At 49.2% G+C, this 19406-nt stretch carries 14 protein-coding genes and 1 CRISPR repeat array; of the genes, 4 read left to right on the forward strand and 10 right to left on the reverse strand.

Features of this window, described 5'->3' with window-relative positions:
- Positions 1 to 93: 93 nt before the first annotated feature.
- Complete coding sequence (locus EKM89_RS06605) at positions 94 to 1452, reverse strand: RsmF rRNA methyltransferase first C-terminal domain-containing protein (protein WP_125686892.1); 1359 nt, start codon at positions 1450 to 1452, stop codon at positions 94 to 96.
- 217 nt (positions 1453 to 1669) lie between these two features.
- Here EKM89_RS06605 and EKM89_RS06610 point away from each other — a divergent pair, with 217 nt between their 5' ends.
- Positions 1670 to 2482 carry a Cof-type HAD-IIB family hydrolase gene (locus tag EKM89_RS06610; protein ID WP_125686894.1) on the forward strand — a complete coding sequence of 271 codons (813 nt, stop codon included), beginning with the start codon at positions 1670 to 1672 and terminating at the stop codon, positions 2480 to 2482.
- A gap of 52 nt (positions 2483 to 2534) precedes the next feature.
- Here the strand turns inward: EKM89_RS06610 and EKM89_RS06615 are convergent, their stop codons facing one another.
- The gene (locus EKM89_RS06615) at positions 2535 to 3689 is read right to left on the reverse strand and encodes an ArgE/DapE family deacylase (protein ID WP_125686897.1); all 1155 of its coding nucleotides are present in this window, start codon (positions 3687 to 3689) and stop codon (positions 2535 to 2537) included.
- A 110-nt stretch (positions 3690 to 3799) separates the two neighbouring features.
- Here EKM89_RS06615 and EKM89_RS06620 point away from each other — a divergent pair, with 110 nt between their 5' ends.
- Positions 3800 to 4309, forward strand: a complete 510-nt coding sequence (locus tag EKM89_RS06620) for a hypothetical protein (protein WP_125686899.1) — start codon at positions 3800 to 3802, stop codon at positions 4307 to 4309.
- Positions 4310 to 4786: 477 nt separating this feature from the next.
- Here EKM89_RS06620 and EKM89_RS06625 read toward each other — a convergent pair whose 3' ends face one another.
- The 4 genes from EKM89_RS06625 to EKM89_RS06640 all read right to left on the reverse strand — a co-directional run bounded on the left by EKM89_RS06625 (position 4787) and on the right by EKM89_RS06640 (position 8447).
- Positions 4787 to 5209 (reverse strand): YfhO family protein, encoded by a 423-nt coding sequence (locus EKM89_RS06625; RefSeq protein WP_318530994.1) that lies wholly within the window; start codon positions 5207 to 5209, stop codon positions 4787 to 4789.
- A gap of 413 nt (positions 5210 to 5622) precedes the next feature.
- Positions 5623 to 7125 (reverse strand): glycerol kinase GlpK, encoded by a 1503-nt coding sequence (glpK, locus tag EKM89_RS06630; RefSeq protein WP_125686900.1) that lies wholly within the window; start codon positions 7123 to 7125, stop codon positions 5623 to 5625.
- 173 nt (positions 7126 to 7298) lie between these two features.
- The gene (locus EKM89_RS06635) at positions 7299 to 7487 is read right to left on the reverse strand and encodes a 2-hydroxymuconate tautomerase (RefSeq protein WP_048736130.1); all 189 of its coding nucleotides are present in this window, start codon (positions 7485 to 7487) and stop codon (positions 7299 to 7301) included.
- 72 nt (positions 7488 to 7559) lie between these two features.
- Entirely contained in the window at positions 7560 to 8447 is an 888-nt protein-coding gene (locus EKM89_RS06640; protein ID WP_125686993.1) for a YitT family protein, read from the reverse strand.
- A 279-nt stretch (positions 8448 to 8726) separates the two neighbouring features.
- On the opposite strand from EKM89_RS06640, the gene EKM89_RS06645 reads away from it, so the two are divergent.
- Together EKM89_RS06645 and yjeM are read left to right on the forward strand one after the other, a co-directional pair.
- Positions 8727 to 10142, forward strand: coding sequence for a C69 family dipeptidase (locus EKM89_RS06645; protein ID WP_125686902.1), 1416 nt, complete (start codon positions 8727 to 8729; stop codon positions 10140 to 10142).
- Between the two features lie 42 nt (positions 10143 to 10184).
- Positions 10185 to 11693: a glutamate/gamma-aminobutyrate family transporter YjeM gene (yjeM, locus tag EKM89_RS06650; RefSeq protein ID WP_125686904.1), complete on the forward strand. Its 1509-nt coding sequence runs from the start codon at positions 10185 to 10187 to the stop codon at positions 11691 to 11693.
- A gap of 581 nt (positions 11694 to 12274) precedes the next feature.
- Here yjeM and EKM89_RS06655 read toward each other — a convergent pair.
- The 4 genes from EKM89_RS06655 to cas6e all read right to left on the reverse strand — a co-directional run bounded on the left by EKM89_RS06655 (position 12275) and on the right by cas6e (position 19406).
- The gene (locus EKM89_RS06655) at positions 12275 to 14269 is read right to left on the reverse strand and encodes a KUP/HAK/KT family potassium transporter (protein ID WP_125686906.1); all 1995 of its coding nucleotides are present in this window, start codon (positions 14267 to 14269) and stop codon (positions 12275 to 12277) included.
- A gap of 240 nt (positions 14270 to 14509) precedes the next feature.
- Positions 14510 to 16856: direct repeats of the CRISPR family, unit length 28 nt; unit sequence GGATCACCCCCACACCTGTGGGGAACAC.
- A 35-nt stretch (positions 16857 to 16891) separates the two neighbouring features.
- Positions 16892 to 17779, reverse strand: coding sequence for a type I-E CRISPR-associated endoribonuclease Cas2e (gene cas2e, locus EKM89_RS06660; protein ID WP_125686908.1), 888 nt, complete (start codon positions 17777 to 17779; stop codon positions 16892 to 16894).
- Entirely contained in the window at positions 17776 to 18732 is a 957-nt protein-coding gene (cas1e, locus tag EKM89_RS06665) for a type I-E CRISPR-associated endonuclease Cas1e (protein WP_125686910.1), read from the reverse strand. The genes cas2e and cas1e overlap by 4 nt, the downstream gene beginning before the upstream one ends.
- A 2-nt stretch (positions 18733 to 18734) precedes the next feature.
- Positions 18735 to 19406 (reverse strand): type I-E CRISPR-associated protein Cas6/Cse3/CasE, encoded by a 672-nt coding sequence (gene cas6e / locus EKM89_RS06670; protein ID WP_125686912.1) that lies wholly within the window; start codon positions 19404 to 19406, stop codon positions 18735 to 18737.

Genomic DNA, 19406 nt, shown 5'->3' on the forward strand with positions numbered 1-19406 from the left:
TTATTCTAATGATAAACAAAAAATCTGTCATCATTAATAGATAAAAATCTATTACCAACAACAGATATTGTAGAACCCTATTAACAAGCTATTTTAATTATCATAAACCGTGAACCGCAGCCCTTTAGGGAAGAAATTCTTCACGGTCTGGCCAACGACTTTTCCGAACCCGACTGGTTGTTCGCCGCACGTCAGCAGATACCACCCTTTTTCTGGCGTCATATCTAGCGTAAACGTTTCACCATGGACCCATGCTCGCCATTGATCGTCAGTAATGGCGAGTGTCTGACTCACTGGCACATCCGCACTTGCCAAGGCTAAGGCGTAGGACGGTTCAAAACGGTTCTTCTTAAACGTTCCCAAATGTAATCCTGGCCGGAAAATATGACACTTCTTCAAGTCCGGTAGATCGTCCGGTACGGCAAAGAGCTGGTCCTTGACGGTGATCATCTGGCCAGAAACGGCATGGCCCAACACGGTCCGTGCAAACTCCTGCCACAGTTTTCGCTGGTCACTAGTCAGTGACGTCCCCAGCTTAGCTCGCCCGTGGGGTGTCCGGTCTTCACCCGAATCACGTGCTAGCTTTGCAACAAAGTGACCCTCTCCCTGCATCAAGTGGGGAAATAACCGGGCCGCCTTAGCGAGTTCCGGATTACCATCCGCCCAGTCAGGCCGTGCATCCACGACGCCCGCGGACTTGGTAACGGGAACTAAATGAAAGTCAGGGAACGTTTTTAAGACCCACGCCATCATTTGTTCGTCTTCTTCGGGAGCAAACGTGCAGGTCGAATAAATCAATTGACCACCCGGCTTGACCATCTTAACGGCCTCCGTTAAAATTTCCCGTTGTCGAGTCGCACAATCCGCAACGTAATCCAATGACCAATAAGACATTGCGTCTGGATCTTTTCGAAACATGCCTTCACCGGAGCAAGGCGCATCGACGAGTACTTTGTCAAAATAGTCGGGAAAGACGGGGCTGAGACGATCAGGCGAATCATTTAGGATCACAGCTGATTTGACGCCAAACCGTTCCACATTTTCGGCTAAAACCTTTACCCGCTTCCGGTTGATTTCGTTTGTGACCAGCAAACCGGTCCCACAAAGATAACTGGCCAAATGGGTCGTCTTTCCACCAGGCGCCGCACAGAGGTCCAAGACCCGCTCACCGGTTTGTGGTGCGGCGGTGGCGCCAACAAACATGGCACTCGGTTCCTGGCTGTAAACAGCGCCGCTTTGGTGCATCAAACTTCGTCCACTGACCGTTCCATAATGACCATATTTAGCATAGGGCACTGCCGGCGTCTCCGTTATTGTTGCTGGCAAATCGTGATGGGCGGGATTAACCCGATAGCCAGCGGTACTTGGCGTATCAAAACTGGCCAAAAAGGCATCCGCTTCTGCCCCTAATAAGCGTCGATACTTGGTTATAAAGTCATCAGGTAGATTCACCGTTATTCCTCCATCTTGTTAATTACAATTAGTTATTTGTACTATACATCTGTAACGAGTCAAACCCGTTTTGCCTCGTTTATTATACGCGCTTTTATAACGAGTCTCCACCCGCTAAAGGGGAATAGTCGCATTTTCACCGTAACTATGGTAAATTATACAGGCTAGCTTCTTTTCAGAAAATTAAATCCATAAAATAAATTGTGAGGTGTTCTCTATGGAACGAAAATTAATTGCAATCGACCTGGACGGCACGACCTTAAATGCGGCCGCCCAGCTCTCCCCTAAGACTAAATCGGTTTTGGCCCAGGCACGAGAAGCCGGCCACATCGTCAGTATCGTGACCGGCCGACCTAATCGTATTTCCGAAGACATCTATGACGAATTAAATCTGGATGGACCGATGATCAATTTTAATGGTAGCCTGGGGCACATCCCCCATCATTATTGGCAAGATGAATATCAATACACCATTAACAAAGAAGTCGCTTACGACCTCCTGCAGCACCGCGAAGAGCTTGGCATCGACATGATTGCCGCGGAAGGTAAGCATATGTTTCTCGCAGTTCGCGACCACCCCGTTGAGGTTGGCTTCTTTCCGCCAGTCTTGCAGAGTAATCAGATTCTTAACCAGAAAACGTTGCAGGAAAATCCGACTAGTTTAACGGTTGCCGTTGAACGGCGCCATCAGGAACATCTGCTAAGCTACCTTAAACACAACTTTGGTAATGAAGTTGACGCTGCACCTTGGGGCGGACCAAACTCCGTCGTTGAACTGGGCGTCAAGGGGGTACAAAAGGCCACCGGTGTCGAAGTTCTTGCCCACCATTTTCACGTTGAACGCCAGAACATTGTTGCCTTTGGAGACGAACACAACGACTCCGCTATGATCGATTACGCCGGTTGGGGCGTCGCTATGCAAAATGCTACCCCGACCATCAAAGGATTAGCCAACGACATTACACCGTTAGACAACGACCACGATGGCTTAGCAACCTACCTACAAGACTATTTAAAATTAGCAGAATAAACAAGAAATGCCGCCACCCCAATGAAACAGTTTGCGGGTAGCGGTATTTTTGTTAACTTTCTTGCTCCAAGTAAGCTACAAATAGCTTCTGGTACAGTAGTGTAAAGTCCAGAAACATCTGGCGATCAACGTACTCATCGATTTGATGGGCGGATTCGTTCCCCGGGCCGAAGACGACGAATGGAAATTCGTGACCCTTTTTCTTCAACAGGTTGGAGGCATCGGTTACGGCTGGTAACGCTAACTTGGGAATCGTTTCGCCGGCAAAGGGTTCGCCTACGCTCGCAGCTAAGTTGCTCAAAGCTGTATCCTGCGGTTCTTCTACTGGCCACTGAGACATGAAAACGTCCATAGTAACTTGTGCCCCCTGATCATTCTGTTGGTCAACGAGGTTCTGGAGGGTTGCAATGACAGCGGCATTATCAAATTCGGGAATCGTTCGAACATTTATTTCGGCCGTAGCAGTCGCAGGGATTGAATTGACCTGCTCACCCCCATGCAGGACAGTCGTGTTAAACGTTAACCGGCCTAACAAATCATTGGCCCGGTCACTTTCACGAAACGCCGTGTTGGCTTGATTTAAAATAACCAGTAAGGGATCAATAGCATTAGCCCCCAGCTCGGGCATTGAGCTGTGGGCTGCCTTACCTTGCGACGATAGGCGAATATCCATGGACCCCTTGTGTGCATAAAAAATGTGATAACCCGTGGGTTCACCGATCAGTAGCGCATCGACATCGGCCATGGCACCCTGATCAAAGAAAGCAGCGGACCCGAGCTCACCGACTTCTTCACCCACGGTCGCCATGAGCCGAATCCGGCCATGTTGCGGTTGACCAACGGCGTGCAATTCAATCAACGCTACCACCAGAGCAACTAGTCCGGACTTCATATCGTTAGCCCCACGACCATATAACCGGCCATCACGTTCTGTCAGTTTAAAGGGAGCGCTGTGCCATTGCGTCGTATCGCCAGGATCCACGACATCCATATGACCGGAAATACCTAAAACGGGACTTCCCTGACCAATCTCGGCAATCAAGTTCGTCCGTCCCTCACTAAGGGAAATTAATTTTGCCTGAATATCGTGTTGGACCAACACATTTTGCAAGTATTGGGCCACCTTGACTTCATTGCCGTTGACCGAATGAATCGCCACCAAATCACTTAGTAACTCAATTTTTTGCTGATCCGTAAAGACTGCCATCACCGTATTCCTCCTTTTGGGGCATAGTATACCGCAGCTTGTAAAATTCTTCACGTATTCTTCCCTATACCGATTATCAGCTATTAAAGAACAAAAAAGGAGATTTCCCAATGACTCTAATCCAGGCTCACTACAATCCGCTGTTGCCGACCTTGCTCATGTCGTTGCACCCACAACCGACAGCGGCTATCCTGTCCGGTCGCAAAATCATCGAATACCGACGCCGGTTTTTTCAACATCCTTTTCAAGCCTTCGTCTACACGACTGGCTCCACTGGTGCCCTACAGCTTTTCTTAAGTTTCGGCCAACCAATCAGTCGACCAACTACCACCTTGATTCAGATTGATACCCGACTTCAAACCGACGCTACTACTAATCTGACCACTTATCTGGCGGACCAAGGCGTGGCGCTACCTATCAAATCCGTGGCGACCTTGCCGCACTTATCTCGCGAACAGCTTCGCCAAATTGACCCAAAGTTTATACCCCCACGTGCCTACTTTTTCCTTGATAAGCCTGATAAGCAGGACCTGCTAACTCACCTACTCCAACAACCCTGTCTCAGCTACCGTAAAATCGACTGGAAATCAAAGTATGCGGCAATCCAAGAATTCCTGTAGTGGTAATCGTCTAGTTTCAAACTGAACGAGAAAATTGATGCTCTTTTAGATTGAAGCACCCCTATAACAGATGGAATTCTTGGCAGTTAGCTTGCGGCAGCTCTTATTAATGACAATTTCTACTATCATAAGAGTAAGGATTGTCACCACTAAACTAGTTGAAATGATCGCCCTTCGACTACCAGCAATTCCGCTTGCCGGTTGCTGTGGAGACTGCCTCCAGCTAAAGGACGGGATTCTAGCCCACCTGAAAGCCAGATAAGAAATACTGACTAACATCGTCGGCACGGCTATCTTCATTCCCGGCCATCTCCGGCTCCGCTTTGTGCGCATCACTTTCAAGCTTTAGCAGTAATCAAAAAATCTCCCAGCACACTACATGCTAGAAGATCCATTCATTTATAAATTAAATTACTAAAGGTTGAAAGCCAAAATGTTTGCGTTACGCTTGCGACAGTAGGAATTATCACGGCTAAATTAGTGAAAACGGCCGCACTCCGGATACCAGTGATTCCAGGAAAGAAACGCAAACTTTTTCAGATTGAGGACCACGTAGGCACTGCCAGCCGCGACCAGTAGCGTGACGATGGCAATTGCTAGCCAACCGGGCTGAAAGTCATTGGTCAACGTCTGAGCGGCCAACCAAATCAGCCAAAAGCTGACGATAAATGAGAACCGGTATGGATACCAGACCGGAAACTGGCCAGCGTGCCATAGTAGATCCAACGGTTGCACGCATAAGGACAGTGCGAGAAAGAGAGTGACGATGCCAGCCGTGAGCCGACTTCTGAGTCGAATGCGGCGGTCACTGAAGAAAAATAGACTTCCCAACAGGGCAATAGCGCCAATAAATAAGTTGGCCGTCCCATGGATTCCGCTTGCTGTGGGGAACGCTTCCAGCCAAAGGACAGGCTTCCGGCTAGCTGCATCCCTGGCCTCCTCCGGCTCTGATTGTGCTCGACAATCCTAGGCACTGAATCCCATGGGGTTGCTAAGGTTTAAGCATAATTCAATAGCGCTCGTAGCGGCATGATCCATGTTGTCGCAGAACAACTACGTCAGCCGAGAGGTCGGCAGATATAGGCTCAGGCGCGTCATTCTACTTAGTCAGCAGGTGGGTTTTCTGCTGGCTTAGTAGAAAACCAAGCTTGGAGACTCGGTACTTTCGAGGCTTCAAGTTGTGTTCGCACCGATCCAGCCCATATCTGCCGGCCGGTAAGGCGATGGCTGGATAACGTTGCCTAATTTTAGACCCAGTATCGTTGTGACAACAGTCATAATGAGTGTTTTGGGACTTTCAACCTTCAGTTAAATTATTCTTGATGGAACGCCTGCGTCGCCTTGATGGCTGCTTGCCACCCAGCGTAGCAATGCTGACGCTTCAGTTCATCCATCTGGGGAATGAACTCGTCACGCGATTCGTGCATTTGCCGAATCGTCGCCATATCGGGCCAGAAGCCAACGGCAAGGCCGGCCAGGTAAGCCGCACCCAGGGCCGTCGTTTCGTTGATGGCCGCCCGTTTGATCGGTGTGTTGAGGATATCGGCCTGAAACTGCATTAAGAAGTTATTATTCGCAGCTCCCCCGTCAACGCTAAGTGATTGCAGGTCCAGTCCAGTTTCCTTGGTCATGGTGTCAACCACGTCACGCGTCTGGTAAGCAATGGCTTCGACCGTAGCTCTGACGAACTGCTCCCGCGTGGTGCCCCGGGTCAACCCGAAGACAGCCCCCCGCGTCTCTTGATTCCAATACGGTGCCCCCAACCCAGTAAAGGCAGGCACAACGTAGACATCACCAGTTGTTTGCGCGTCCACGGCCATCTTTTCGGACTCACTGGCATGCTCGAAGAAGCGCATACCGTCACGTAACCATTGAACGGCAGAACCAGCCACGAAAATCGACCCTTCCAGCGCATAGGTCACCTTATTGTTGAGGCCATACGCAATCGTGGTCAATAAGCCATTGTGGGATAACGTGGGTTCCTCACCGGTATTCATCACGATAAAAGCCCCGGTCCCATAGGTGTTCTTGATCATCCCTTTATCAAAAGCCGTCTGCCCAAACAAAGCGGCCTGTTGATCACCGGCAATCCCAGCAATTGGCACTTGGACCCCAGAGAACGTGTAACCCGCGGTATAGCCGTAAATTTCGGACGAGGAGTGCACTTCCGGTAACAGGGCTGCTGGAATGTTCAGCCAGTCCAAGATTTCGTGGTCCCATTTCAAATCGTGAATGTTGTACAGCATGGTCCGACTGGCGTTAGTGTAGTCGGTCGCGTGGACCCGGCCACCGGTCAGCTTCCAAAGAATCCAAGTATCGATGGTTCCAAAGAGAAGCTCACCCTGTTCCGCCCGTTCCTGAGCACCCGGTACGTGGTCCAAGATCCAGCGAATCTTGGTGGCTGAGAAGTAAGAGTCAATGACTAGTCCCGTCTTCTCATGAATAGCCTCAGAATAGCCATCAGCCTTTAATTGATCGGCGATTTCACTGGTCTGCTTGGATTGCCAAACCACCGCATGATAAATGGGTTCACCGGTCTTCTTGTCCCAGATGATCGTGGTTTCCCGTTGATTGGTGATTCCAATTCCCCGAACCTTATACGGTTGAATGTCCGAATCAATCAGAGCATCGGAAATGACGGATTGCACCGCGTTCCAAATTTCGTTGGCGTCATGTTCGACCCAACCTGGTTGCGGGAAATACTGGTGAAACTCCCGTTGTGCCTGTCCCGCAATTTGGCCGTGCCGGTCGAATAAAATAGCCCGGGTACTCGTCGTCCCTTCGTCAATTGCCATCATGTATTGTTGATCATTCATCGTTCGACTCTCCATTCATTCGTTCGTTAGCAACGGCCACTTTCTGCCGTGATGTCGCACTTGTTACTAGTATACCTAAAAGTGACGGCTACGCCAATTCTTTTTATAAATGAAACCGCCGCCAACAGCGAAATAGTCGAGTTGGTGGCGGTTTATAAGTTTTTCTGTAAAATTTACTTTTCGTCGCTCTTCAAAACGCCGGCCACACCATAACGGTTAGGTTGCATTTCGCGTAAAATAACGTGGACGTGTTCAGCGGGCGCACCGGTGTTCTTGGTAACGGCAGCGGTCACGTCTTGGACTAAAGCCTTGAGTTGGTCTTGTGAACGACCAGCAATTAAATCAATATTGACAATTGGCATTTAAATTCGATCCCTTCTCTATGTGAATAATGTTATTATACCGGTTCATACCAGCGGGGGCAATTCCCTCGCCTATTTTTGTTCGGTTGTTTGCCGTAACTTCAACTGTTCCCGCTCATTATAGAAGTTTCCTTCAATATCAACGGTGCTGACTAAGTTGACGAAGGCATGCGGATCAATACTCTTGACCGCGTGCTCCAACACATAAAGTTCATACCGCGAAATAACCGTCATCAAAACGACGCTGTCCTTGCGGGTGTAGGCACCAAACGAGGGCATCACCGTAATTCCCCGAATCAATGTCTTGTTCAATTCACTAATCACGGCGTCCTGCTGCGTAGTGACGATGAAAGCCGTCAGTTTCTGATGGCCGGTATGAATACTGTCAACCACTCGGGACATTGCATAAATTGAAATAATCGTGTATAAAGCACTTGGCCAACCAAACAGAAACCCAGCTAAAATGACGATACTAAAATTGATCATCATCATGAGTGTCCCAATCGTTCTCCCCGTTGTCTGCTCAAGCACCACGGCGATGATATCCATCCCCCCAGTCGAGAACCCATTTTTCAACGGATAAGCCACGCCAACACCAGTCAGAATTCCCCCGAATAGCGCCGCCAGCAACGGATTATTTGAGATGTTATTGACCGGGATCACAATGGCCAGAACCGACGTTAGCACCGCCACAAAAATCGAATAGATCGTGAACCCTCGGCCGACCTTAAACCAGCCTAAGATTCCAATTGGCACGTTAAACATTAGGATAAACCACCCAGTGCTCAGGTGGATGCCCCCCATTTGTAGCAGCGTCGCAATAATCTGTGAAACCCCATTAATACCAGCACTGAAGATCTTTCCAGGAACTAGAAACTCATTCAGAGCAAGCGCCGTAATTGTCGCTGATGCAATCATAATTAAGAGATGCTTCCCCATCTCACGTTTATTTTCTAACATAATTCTCATTTTTCGCCTCTTTCTCGAATAATCCGCTTTCATCATTTAACCACATCGGACTGCCGATGACTAGCGGAAGCACGCGCTTAGCGTTCATTTTAACTTTGACCTTGTTAGCTAAGGATACACTATTTTCCGCATAATGATGTATAAATATTTACTTTTATGAGAATAATAAACAAAATAATTAAAGTTGCCCCGAAATTAGCTCCCCGCTCCAGCAAACATGCTAGAATGGAGGTTGTAATTTTATTCAAAAAATGAGAAAGGAGTGCTCCCATGAACTATTCCGCTTGTACTAGCATTTTAATTGGCGCTAAAGCCACCATGGATGGTTCGGTTATTATTGGCCGCAATGAAGATGCTAAGGCCGCTTGGCCCAAACATTTCGTCGTTCATCCAACTAAGACGGCCACCACACCCCAACAATTTGTCAGCACGGACAATGGCTTTACCATGCCCTTGCCCACCCACGCTGCGAAATACACAGCAACCCCTGAATGGACCGACAAATACGGTCTGTTTGAGGAAGACGGTATCAACGAATACGGTGTGGCCATGAGCGCGACTGAAAGTACCTATTCCAATGAACGGGTTTTGGGTGCCGACCCCTTAGTCAAGGACGGTATCGGTGAGGAAGCGATGGTCACCGTCGTCTTGCCTTACGTGAAGACCGCTCGTGAAGGTGTCGCCCGGCTTGGCCAGTTAGTCGAATTGTACGGAACTAGCGAGTCTAACGGGATCTTATTTGCCGACCAGCAGGAAGCCTGGTACCTGGAAACGGGTGCTGGCCACTATTGGGTCGCCCAACGGATTCCAGATAATGGCTACGCTGTGATCGCCAATCAAATGGCTATTCAAGCTATCGACTTTAACGATGCAACTAACTTTATGTTTGCCCGTCACCTGCAAGCCTTCGTCGCTGATAATCACCTGAATCCGCACAGCGACCGCTTCATTTGGCGTGAGATTTTCGGGACACAGGATCAATCTGACTTGTATTACAATACCCCGCGGGTCTGGTATGGGCAACACATTTTGACCCCGGCCGTTCAACAAGAACCGCAATCCTTCACACTGCCCTTTATCCAATACGCCGATCATTTACTGGCCGTAGACGACGCCCAGGCCTTCTTGAGCAGTCACTACGAGGAAACACCTTATGATCCCATAGGTGCGGGATCGGACGAACAAAAGCACCGTTTTCGGCCGATTAGTCTGGCTAAAACACAGGAATCACACGTCTTACAGCTACGACCAAACATGGCACCTGCTCTAGCTGGCATTCAATGGTTGGCGATGGGCGTGGCCGCACAAAGCGTCTATGTTCCCTTCTACGCGGGCATCGATGAGACCCCGGCCGCCTATCACCTGGGCGCAGCCACTTACGATACGGCATCGGCCTACTGGGTCTACAAGCTTGTCAGCGTGCTGTTAGATGCGCACTACCACGAGGCTTGGCCAACTGTCAGTGCTGTTCAAAAGGACTTGCGGATTACCTTTAAACAATCCGTTCAACATACAGATGCGGTCGCTTCACAACTGACCGGTCCGGAACTTAGCCATTATTTAACGCAACAAGCTACCGCGAACGCCGCATTGGGAATTCGGTGCTACCGGGAGCTAGCGGCGACCTTGATTACTCAGGCCACCGATTTAGGGCCTTTGAACTATCAACAAGACCTCAATTTATAATTAACGGTGAACCTGCTTCACCAATAAATGGGAGATAAAACAATGGAAAACCAGAAAAAGATTAAATTATCCAATTTAATCTTGATGATCTTTACGGCCATTTACGGCTTCGCTAACACGACAGTCGCCTATGACCAAATGGGTTACGCAAGTATCATTTGGTACGTTCTCGCCGCCTTACTGTTCTTCTTACCTAGTGCGATGATGCTAGCAGAATACGGGTCAGCATTTAAAGAAGCTAAAGGAGGTATCTACTCCTGGTTGGCCGGTTCCATCGGTGAAAAATGGGCCTTCATTGGGACCTTTATTTGGTTGTCATCCTGGATTATTTGGATGCTATCAACCTCAACCAAGGTTTGGATTCCACTTTCCACGTTAATTTCTGGGAGTGACCAGACGCAGACTTGGTCGATTTTGGGTCTCAGTTCCACACAAACAGTCGGTCTCCTCGGTATTGTTTGGATCTTGACCGTGACGTTCTTCGCGACCCGCGGGGTGAATTCCATCGCTAAGATTTCCTCATTGGGTGGAATCTTCGTGATGTTCCTGACTGCCCTGTTCTTTGTGGCCAGCATCGTCATCGTCATTTTAAGTCATGGCCAATTGGCAGAACCCATTAATGGGATTCACAGCTTCATCTCCTCACCAAACCCACAGTTCTCCTCGCCAATGGCACTCATGTCCTTCGTAACGTACGCGGTCTTCGCTTACGCTGGTATGGAATCTATGGGTGGGATTACGGATAGCATGGACAAACCGGAAAAGACGTTCCCTAAGGGCCTGATCATTTCTACGATTGCCATTACCATCATGTACTCCCTGTCGATCTTCCTCTGGGGGATCAGCACCAATTGGAGCAGCGTCTTGGGCAAGAGCCAAGTTAACTTAGGAAACATTACCTACGTGCTGATGAACAACTTGGGACTCGTCTTAGGAAAGGCCATGGGCTTAAGCGCCGTGACTTCCGCAACGATCGGTCACTGGTTGGCTCGGCTAACTGGGTTAAGCATGTTTATGGCTTACTTAGGGTCCTTCTTCGTGTTGGTCTACTCACCACTGAAGTCCTTTATCATCGGGTCTTCACCAAAGCTGTGGCCAAAGAAGATGACCAAGTTGAACAAGGTCGGTATGCCGGCCTACTCCATGTGGCTACAAGCCATCGTGGTTGCCGTCTTCATCTTCTTAGTTGCTTTCGGAGGTTCCGCAGCCAACGAGTTCTACCTGATTTTGACTGACATGGGGAACGTCTCAACGTCCTTCCCTTACCTGTTCTTGATTGGGGCCTTCCCATTCTTCAAACGTCGTCAAGACCTCGAACGGCCATTCGTCGTTTACAAGAATCGAACCTTTACCAATACCGTGGTCGCGGTGGTTTTGGTCATCTTGGTCGGCGGGATCGGTTTTACCTGCCTGCAACCCATCATGGATCACGACTACATGACCGCCTTCTGGACGATCATCGGACCGATCTTCTTCGGTGCCGTTGCCTGGATCTTCTACCACAACGCTCAAAAGCGCTCGGCTGAGGAAACTGCTTCTAATGAAGATTAAGCTTAATAATTAAATTATCCGTTTAAAGATTAAGAGAAAGCCCGAAATTTTGGACTTTCTCTTTTTCTGCCTTAATGGTTAACCTTAACCACACTGTGACTACCACGGATTCTACCTGTTGTGGGAATTTTTAGTCTTCCCCGACTCTGATTAGTTTCTACATATCTAGAATTTTCAGATGAGGACCTGGAAGCCCGTCCTTTGGCTGGAAGCATCCCCAGTCCCTGGTAGCTGGAGTGCGGCTGCTTTCACTAATTTAGCCGTGATAGTTTCCTACTGTTGCAAGTAGTAACGCAAACATTTTGGCTTTCAACCTTTAGGTGAATCTTTAAGATTTCACCTAAAGGTTGTATATCTGAAGAAAGAGAAGCTGACAAAGTTCTGGTCCAACATGGCCCTCACTTCTTAGCTAGCAAAATAACCGTAATGTCCCCTAGTTAGGCTATTTTGGTTCAAATTTAAAATCAACTAGCACCGAATGTATAGGTCTGTATACAAACAGCGTCCTTAGCACAATTAATAAGCCTAGTCCCGTGGCAATCATTTAAAAGATGACCATAGGGCTAGGCTTATTTATCTAATCATCGCTGCCGGCGTAGCGTCCGGTCCGGTTGCTGGCCAATGAACAATGGCACCTTCTCCTCAACCACATCGCTGAATTCCAGACCATACCAGCGTTGCGGCGATAACGTGATTCGCTGTAACAGAAGTCGGCCACCAATCAGCAGACGGTCCAACGCGGGTAAGTCGTCCTGCACGCCGAGATCTTGAAACTGTTGATTGAGCATGACAAATTTGAAATTACCGACTCGCCGAAACGGAATGCTGGAGTAGCGCGGTGTTTGATCCCCCAACACGCCCTCTTTTAACAAATCGTTGACAATTTGCCGCAAGTATACATTTAGGCGCTGTGGCTTCTTGAATCCCAAGTAAAGTTGCACATCCATTACGTTACTAGTTCCCAGCGAATTCACCGTGTATGCACACTCATTCGGCGTGTCCGTTTCATTTACCGTGACGAACCAATAGACTCGGGCCCGCTTCGGCTGCTGATCCAAAATGGAATAGATGACGGCCCGCTTGATGCGATAGTTGCTGGAGACCGGCGTGATGTAGACCAAGTTCGTCGCAAACGTTGGCACCTGGTCATCGTCGCTTAACCGTTCCAACTGCGGTACGAAGTCCAGTAGTGACACATCTTCTGTCGCCTCCAAATGTGCATCTCGCCGGCGGTTACCCGCGTACCAGAAGACCATGATGGTTAGAATAATCAGCGTGATCAGTAATGTGACGTACCCGCCGTGAACAAACTTTGCCAGGCTTGCCAATAGAAATAAACTTTCTAGTAGGCCAAAACTGATGACGTAAATCCAGGCCAAACGTTGATGATGACGTTGAACCAAAAAAGCATGTAACAACAACGTCGTCATTAACATGGTCACAGTAATCGCCAAGCCATAAGCCGCCTCCATGTTACTCGACGTCCGGAAGTACCAGACGATGCTCAGCGTCACCACGCACAACAACCAATTGACGGTCGTAATATAGAGTTGACTCTTGACATTGCCAGGAAATTTGATGCGCAACCGCGGCAACAATTTTAACCCGATTGCTTCATGAACCAGCGTGTACGATCCGGTAATCAAGGCCTGTGATGCGATGATAGCAGCAATCGTCGCAATCAAGATGGCAAACCACTGCCAACTCGCGGGAACCATTGCGTAGAAGGGATTAACCGGATGGGCGGTTGCCAGCTGGTCGCTGTGCCGAACCACCCAGGCGCCTTGGCCTAGGTAGCTGAGCATTAACATACTGTATACGAACGGCCACGTCCCATAGATGTTGGGGCGACCGACCTGTCCCATGTCCGAGTACAACGCCTCGGCCCCAGTCGTTGCCAAAAAGATGCTCCCTAAGATAAAGATACCTTGATGATTGATTGGACTGAAGAGGAACTGTACCGCATAGACTGGCGATAATGCGCGTAACATCGTGGGCACACGCACTAAATTGATAAGACCCACAAGACCAATGAAAGCAAACCACAGCAACATTAACGGCCCAAATGATCGACCAACACGCTCCGTGCCGAACCGTTGAATTAAAAAGAGGCCCAGTAGAATCCCAGTGACAACCAACAGAACCCAACCTTGGGCGCTACTAAAGTGAATGGGGCCTAAGACTTGACCCTTCAGCCCCTCAACCGCAGAAGTTACCGTCACGGCTGGTGTCAGCGTCCCATCGGCAAGTAGTGCCGCCCCACCAATCAGCGCTGGTACAATTAACCAATTGGCATGGGGCCGAACCAGTGCGTACAGAGCAAAGATACCGCCCTCATTCCGGTTATCGGCACGCATGGCCAACAAAATATATTTCACAGTCGTAATCAACATCAATGTCCAAAAAATCAGAGAGATACTCCCCAACATAATCGGTGTCGCCGCCAACGTCTGCCGTCCCGTTTGATCAATAATCGCGTTCATCACGTACAGCGGTGACGTCCCAATGTCCCCATACACGATTCCCAGTGTGATCAACATCCCCACACCAGACAATTCCCGCGTCGTGGTTCTCATGAGTCTGACCTCCCATCCCTTACTCTACTAGAGACCATCATAGGCATTTCCCGCCAAAACCCCAACGAAGCACTTGCGATTGAGCAAGTCACCAACCGAATTAGCGTGTAAACGAAAAAAGCAGTGGCCGCCAGTTTTATGGCGTACACTACTGAGACTTGGAAATTGGAGAAACGAAATAAATCTTTTAGCCCTGTGAGAAAACACCACCAAATGAAATAAGTCCAGCCAATACATTTGGAATCACCCCCACACCTGTGGGGAACACATACACCAGAAAAGGTCTTAGTGGGTATGAATAGGATCACCCCCACACCTGTGGGGAACACGGCGGAGTACTCGATGATAAGACAATTAATCAAGGATCACCCCCACACCTGTGGGGAACACTCCCAACGTGTCACTTATTCCTGCCGTGATGGAGGATCACCCCCACACCTGTGGGGAACACGCAGCTACACTCGCCCGATAAGTCTTCCATGCGGGATCACCCCCACACCTGTGGGGAACACATAGTCCAAGTGAATTCATGGCCTTAACTGCCGGGATCACCCCCACACCTGTGGGGAACACAGATTACAACTGCTGGTGCAAATCCGCTTGGAGGGATCACCCCCACACCTGTGGGGAACACGCCATTCTTCCAATACATGGGAGTTTGTCTTCGGGATCACCCCCACACCTGTGGGGAACACGTTTTGACATGGGCCACTGTGCAGACACCAGAAGGATCACCCCCACACCTGTGGGGAACACTATCCAAGATAGTGCTGGGGATCAAATCGCTCAGGATCACCCCCACACCTGTGGGGAACACGTACCACCGGCCAAGCTGTTCACGGCACTCGTTGGATCACCCCCACACCTGTGGGGAACACGTCTATAAGTTGACGACTGGTGGAATTTACCAGGGATCACCCCCACACCTGTGGGGAACACCCAGCCCCTGTTAGTGAGGCCGTGCCATTACCAGGATCACCCCCACACCTGTGGGGAACACGTAAGACGTCCATCCATACCATCAACGCGGAAAGGATCACCCCCACACCTGTGGGGAACACGCTGCAGAGGTATCAGGAGCAAGCTCGTTTTCGGGATCACCCCCACACCTGTGGGGAACACCAAATATCGAGGGCCTACCGGCAGAAACTATTAGGATCACCCCCACACCTGTGGGGAACACCATGAAGCGTTTATCAAAATTATTCTACAGTAAGGATCACCCCCACACCTGTGGGGAACACCGAACAGCTCCATAGTTGATCATCAGTTTCCAAGGATCACCCCCACACCTGTGGGGAACACCCGTTGGCAATGTAAATCTGGTCAGCTTGCGCGGGATCACCCCCACACCTGTGGGGAACACTCACTGGCTGAGTACTACGACAGCTTGGGTGGAGGGATCACCCCCACACCTGTGGGGAACACAAACCGGATTAGCTAAATTTACAAACGCATTTAGGATCACCCCCACACCTGTGGGGAACACCGATTCCCCGGTTTGGAATCAGGCCAACGCTTAGGATCACCCCCACACCTGTGGGGAACACACGATGCAAATACCGAAATTGCATACGGAGTAGGGATCACCCCCACACCTGTGGGGAACACTTTTTGAGACCCTGGCCGATCCTATCAGTGTGAGGATCACCCCCACACCTGTGGGGAACACTTATTATGTTGATTCGCGTTCTCTTGATATTAAGGATCACCCCCACACCTGTGGGGAACACCTCTAACTGATCCCCCAGAGAAAGGATCAAGAAGGATCACCCCCACACCTGTGGGGAACACTTATGCGTATGCCTAAAGGAATGCCGGGATATAGGATCACCCCCACACCTGTGGGGAACACGCCGTAGACCTGCTTAGCAGCAGCAACGGTTTGGGATCACCCCCACACCTGTGGGGAACACTCACTAATTCTTCTAAGTCAACTGCTGCCATAAGGATCACCCCCACACCTGTGGGGAACACCATCTACGCAAGCAATTCGTGGTATCGCAGAGAGGATCACCCCCACACCTGTGGGGAACACGCATAAAAAAAAGCACCAACCGAGACCAATCGGGGATCACCCCCACACCTGTGGGGAACACTCAATTGAGGAAGGTGCAGCGACAGCTGCACTAGGATCACCCCCACACCTGTGGGGAACACAGTATGTTTCAAACGGAGAAGCGGAGATTTGTAGGATCACCCCCACACCTGTGGGGAACACTTATTGTTAACCGTTGGAACAGTGTCAAAGTTGGGATCACCCCCACACCTGTGGGGAACACCATGCCGCTTATGTTTATTCAAATGGTACCAAGGGATCACCCCCACACCTGTGGGGAACACTGTAATTTGATACTTGTAATTTGTATCTTTATGGGATCACCCCCACACCTGTGGGGAACACTATCCAGAGATTTAGGAATTTCAGATGCTACAGGGATCACCCCCACACCTGTGGGGAACACTTATTTTTCAACTCACGTACATTGCCTTCGACAGGATCACCCCCACACCTGTGGGGAACACTAACTGACGGAGATAGGTTTGAAAATAATCTAAGGATCACCCCCACACCTGTGGGGAACACACTAAAGAAACGCCGTCACACCGGGATCCTATTTTTCAAAAAAGGCCTTTTTCCTTTAACTTGCTTGCCAAGTCGAAAGTTGCCTGAGCATCGGATAATGCATGGTGAGGATGAGAATTTTCAATCTCATAATCGGCTAAAACTGTTTCCAGTCGATAGTTGTCCAAAAACTTATTCGACTTCTTTACCAACGGCATCAAATCAATTAACCGATTCGACAAACCAGATTGTCCGATTTTTCTAAAAGCAGCTAGTAAAAAGCCTTCATCAAATCGCAGATTATAACCAACAATAGGGGCATCAGCGACAAACTTTTGTAAACCTTGTAGCCCATCGGCTAGACTAATGCCTTGTTTGTTCAACATTTCAACGGTAATCCCAGTAAGTTCCGTTATTTTCTCGGGAATCTTCTGTGGCACTTGAATCAATTGATAAAACTGTACAATTTTGTCATCTTGGCCCCACTTAACCGCGCCAATCGAAAGAATCGTATCCTTGACTGGATCTAACCCAGTAGTCTCTAAATCAAGACTAACCATCATTAGTTTTTTTGACGATGATTGGCTCCGCTTGACAGATCTGCGTGTCATAACATTTGCCCGATGGAATTTTGCCGCATCACTAAACCCATGCTTCACACCACCGGTTGCTTCCTTCAAATGCATCATCAGTGGGATACCATCGAAATCCACAACTTGCCGGTCCTTGCGTGTCGTTCTAAACTGATAGCCCAACTCATTTTGTGCATTATAGACCATGGTTGCTTCACCCCGGCCAATATTTTCCAGAATTCGATCCCACAGCGCATCTCGCACCCGCGCACTTGTATTGCCAACGTAAACACCTGTCTGAATTTCTTGATACCATTTGGTGAGATCCCCTCGCAACGACTTAGGGACCTTCGTCAACGTAATCACAATCATCGGCTGTCTTCTTCCTGCAGCTCGTGGTACTGGACGCCAAACTTCTGTAGTCCCAGTCGATCATCCCAGAGACTAACCATGTCGACCTCACTATCGTCTTCCGGGATTCCCAAAAGTGTTTTTAAATCTTTCACCATCCGCACCAATAACTTGTTTTCAACAAAAACGTCGCGCATCGCCAAACGGACCTTCGACCCAATGTCTGAGTCATCCCCATACTTTTCGGTCATACTGAAGGCCACTGGAATGGAGAATTCTGCCTTATATAAGTCCGCAAAATCATAAACGAACGATAGATCATGACCCGTGTGAACAAAGCCTAGACCCGGCGAAGCGCCTAACGCTGAAATCACGCTGTAGCTCAAACCATAAAGTGCCTGATGAGCTGCGGTCAAGGCCTTATTGATCGGTGTTCCCGATTCGAAATTATCTGGATTATATTCGCGCCGTGACCAAGCAACACCGGTTCTTACGGACTGATCAAGATACACCTGGCGAACCCGTGCACCCTCTTTTCCCCGTAACTGCTGCATCGTCAGCTGTGAAACGTCATCATCTGAAAAACGCATCTGATACATCTCCCGAGCAACCTTTACCCGCGAACGTTGATTAGACACCAGCTTCGCCTGGGCGACAAGCAGTGCTGAGGAATGATTGAGTGGTCGACCATAGGCATACTGCCGCACACCTTGCTCACCAACCCAGACCACGCCAAGGCCCGCTTCACCAATCAATTCCATTGCTCGATGGGTCACATCCACTCCGGGTCCTAGCATGAGCACACTCAGCATTGCCGCCGGTACGCATACGATTCCGCGGTCATCTAGAACTTGAATAGCACTGTCTTGTCGATTGAGTTTGGCATGTTCCAAGTATAAAAAAGTAATTCGATCACGAACACGTCCTAACTCATAACGTTCCGGCTTCTTAGCACCAGCTTGTTTTTTCCCCATGACTACGCCTCCGGAATCACCGTCATTAAGCCCATACCAAATGCTTTTTCGCGGCCAATTCCCTTAATCAACGTTTCCTTAAAGGTCGCGACATCACTAATCTGTAGAAGCCCCTCAAAGGTCACCCGACTCAGACGAACACCGCGGTCCGTCCGCCGATGAAGAGTTGGCCACTCACGCCCGACAATATCAAAGGACCATACCGGCTGTCCATCCGGATTCTCAGCCGAAACACTCTGCATCAACTCGAAACCGGACTTTTCAGCCCGGGCAATCAACCATTGCCGTTGTTGCGCAATCGTGATATGGGGTACCACCCGTCCTTGCCGCTCACCAGGCTTCGTAATCGTGTGAGTGGGATTAGCTGTTAGCCGAAATTGAAGTCGCTGACCATCCTGAAGTGTATCCAATAGGTGGTCATACGATTTGGTCATCACCGTTCCCTGTACCCCATACATTGCTAGTTTCGTGGCATCTGGTTTTTCTTCACTCAAGATAAGTAAATAACGTTTACCACTCAGCTGATCGATACGCCACAGGTGTCGCTGACGTTCTCCTGCTTCAACCTCCGCCGGAAAACTTTGCTCGACCCAGTTGTGGTATGCGCCAAGATGTGTCAAATCTCGAGTCTTTGCTCGATTATTACTGTCAATTTCTACTCTTGATAAGTACAT

Origin of the sequence: Levilactobacillus fujinensis (assembly GCF_003946335.1) — a bacterium.
GTDB classification, from domain to species: Bacteria; Bacillota; Bacilli; order Lactobacillales; family Lactobacillaceae; genus Levilactobacillus; species Levilactobacillus fujinensis.

Coding starts and splice junctions, on each gene's coding strand:
- EKM89_RS06620 (WP_125686899.1), top strand. CDS start 3,800: ATGACTCTAATCCAGGCTCACTACAATCCGCTGTTGCCGACCTTGCTC.
- glpK (WP_125686900.1), bottom strand. CDS start 7,125: ATGAATGATCAACAATACATGATGGCAATTGACGAAGGGACGACGAGT.
- EKM89_RS06645 (WP_125686902.1), top strand. CDS start 8,727: ATGAACTATTCCGCTTGTACTAGCATTTTAATTGGCGCTAAAGCCACC.
- cas2e (WP_125686908.1), bottom strand. CDS start 17,779: ATGATTGTGATTACGTTGACGAAGGTCCCTAAGTCGTTGCGAGGGGAT.
- EKM89_RS06610 (WP_125686894.1), top strand. CDS start 1,670: ATGGAACGAAAATTAATTGCAATCGACCTGGACGGCACGACCTTAAAT.
- cas1e (WP_125686910.1), bottom strand. CDS start 18,732: ATGGGGAAAAAACAAGCTGGTGCTAAGAAGCCGGAACGTTATGAGTTA.
- EKM89_RS06655 (WP_125686906.1), bottom strand. CDS start 14,269: ATGAGAACCACGACGCGGGAATTGTCTGGTGTGGGGATGTTGATCACA.
- cas6e (WP_125686912.1), bottom strand. CDS start 19,406: ATGTACTTATCAAGAGTAGAAATTGACAGTAATAATCGAGCAAAGACT.
- yjeM (WP_125686904.1), top strand. CDS start 10,185: ATGGAAAACCAGAAAAAGATTAAATTATCCAATTTAATCTTGATGATC.
- EKM89_RS06640 (WP_125686993.1), bottom strand. CDS start 8,447: ATGTTAGAAAATAAACGTGAGATGGGGAAGCATCTCTTAATTATGATT.
- EKM89_RS06615 (WP_125686897.1), bottom strand. CDS start 3,689: ATGGCAGTCTTTACGGATCAGCAAAAAATTGAGTTACTAAGTGATTTG.
- EKM89_RS06635 (WP_048736130.1), bottom strand. CDS start 7,487: ATGCCAATTGTCAATATTGATTTAATTGCTGGTCGTTCACAAGACCAA.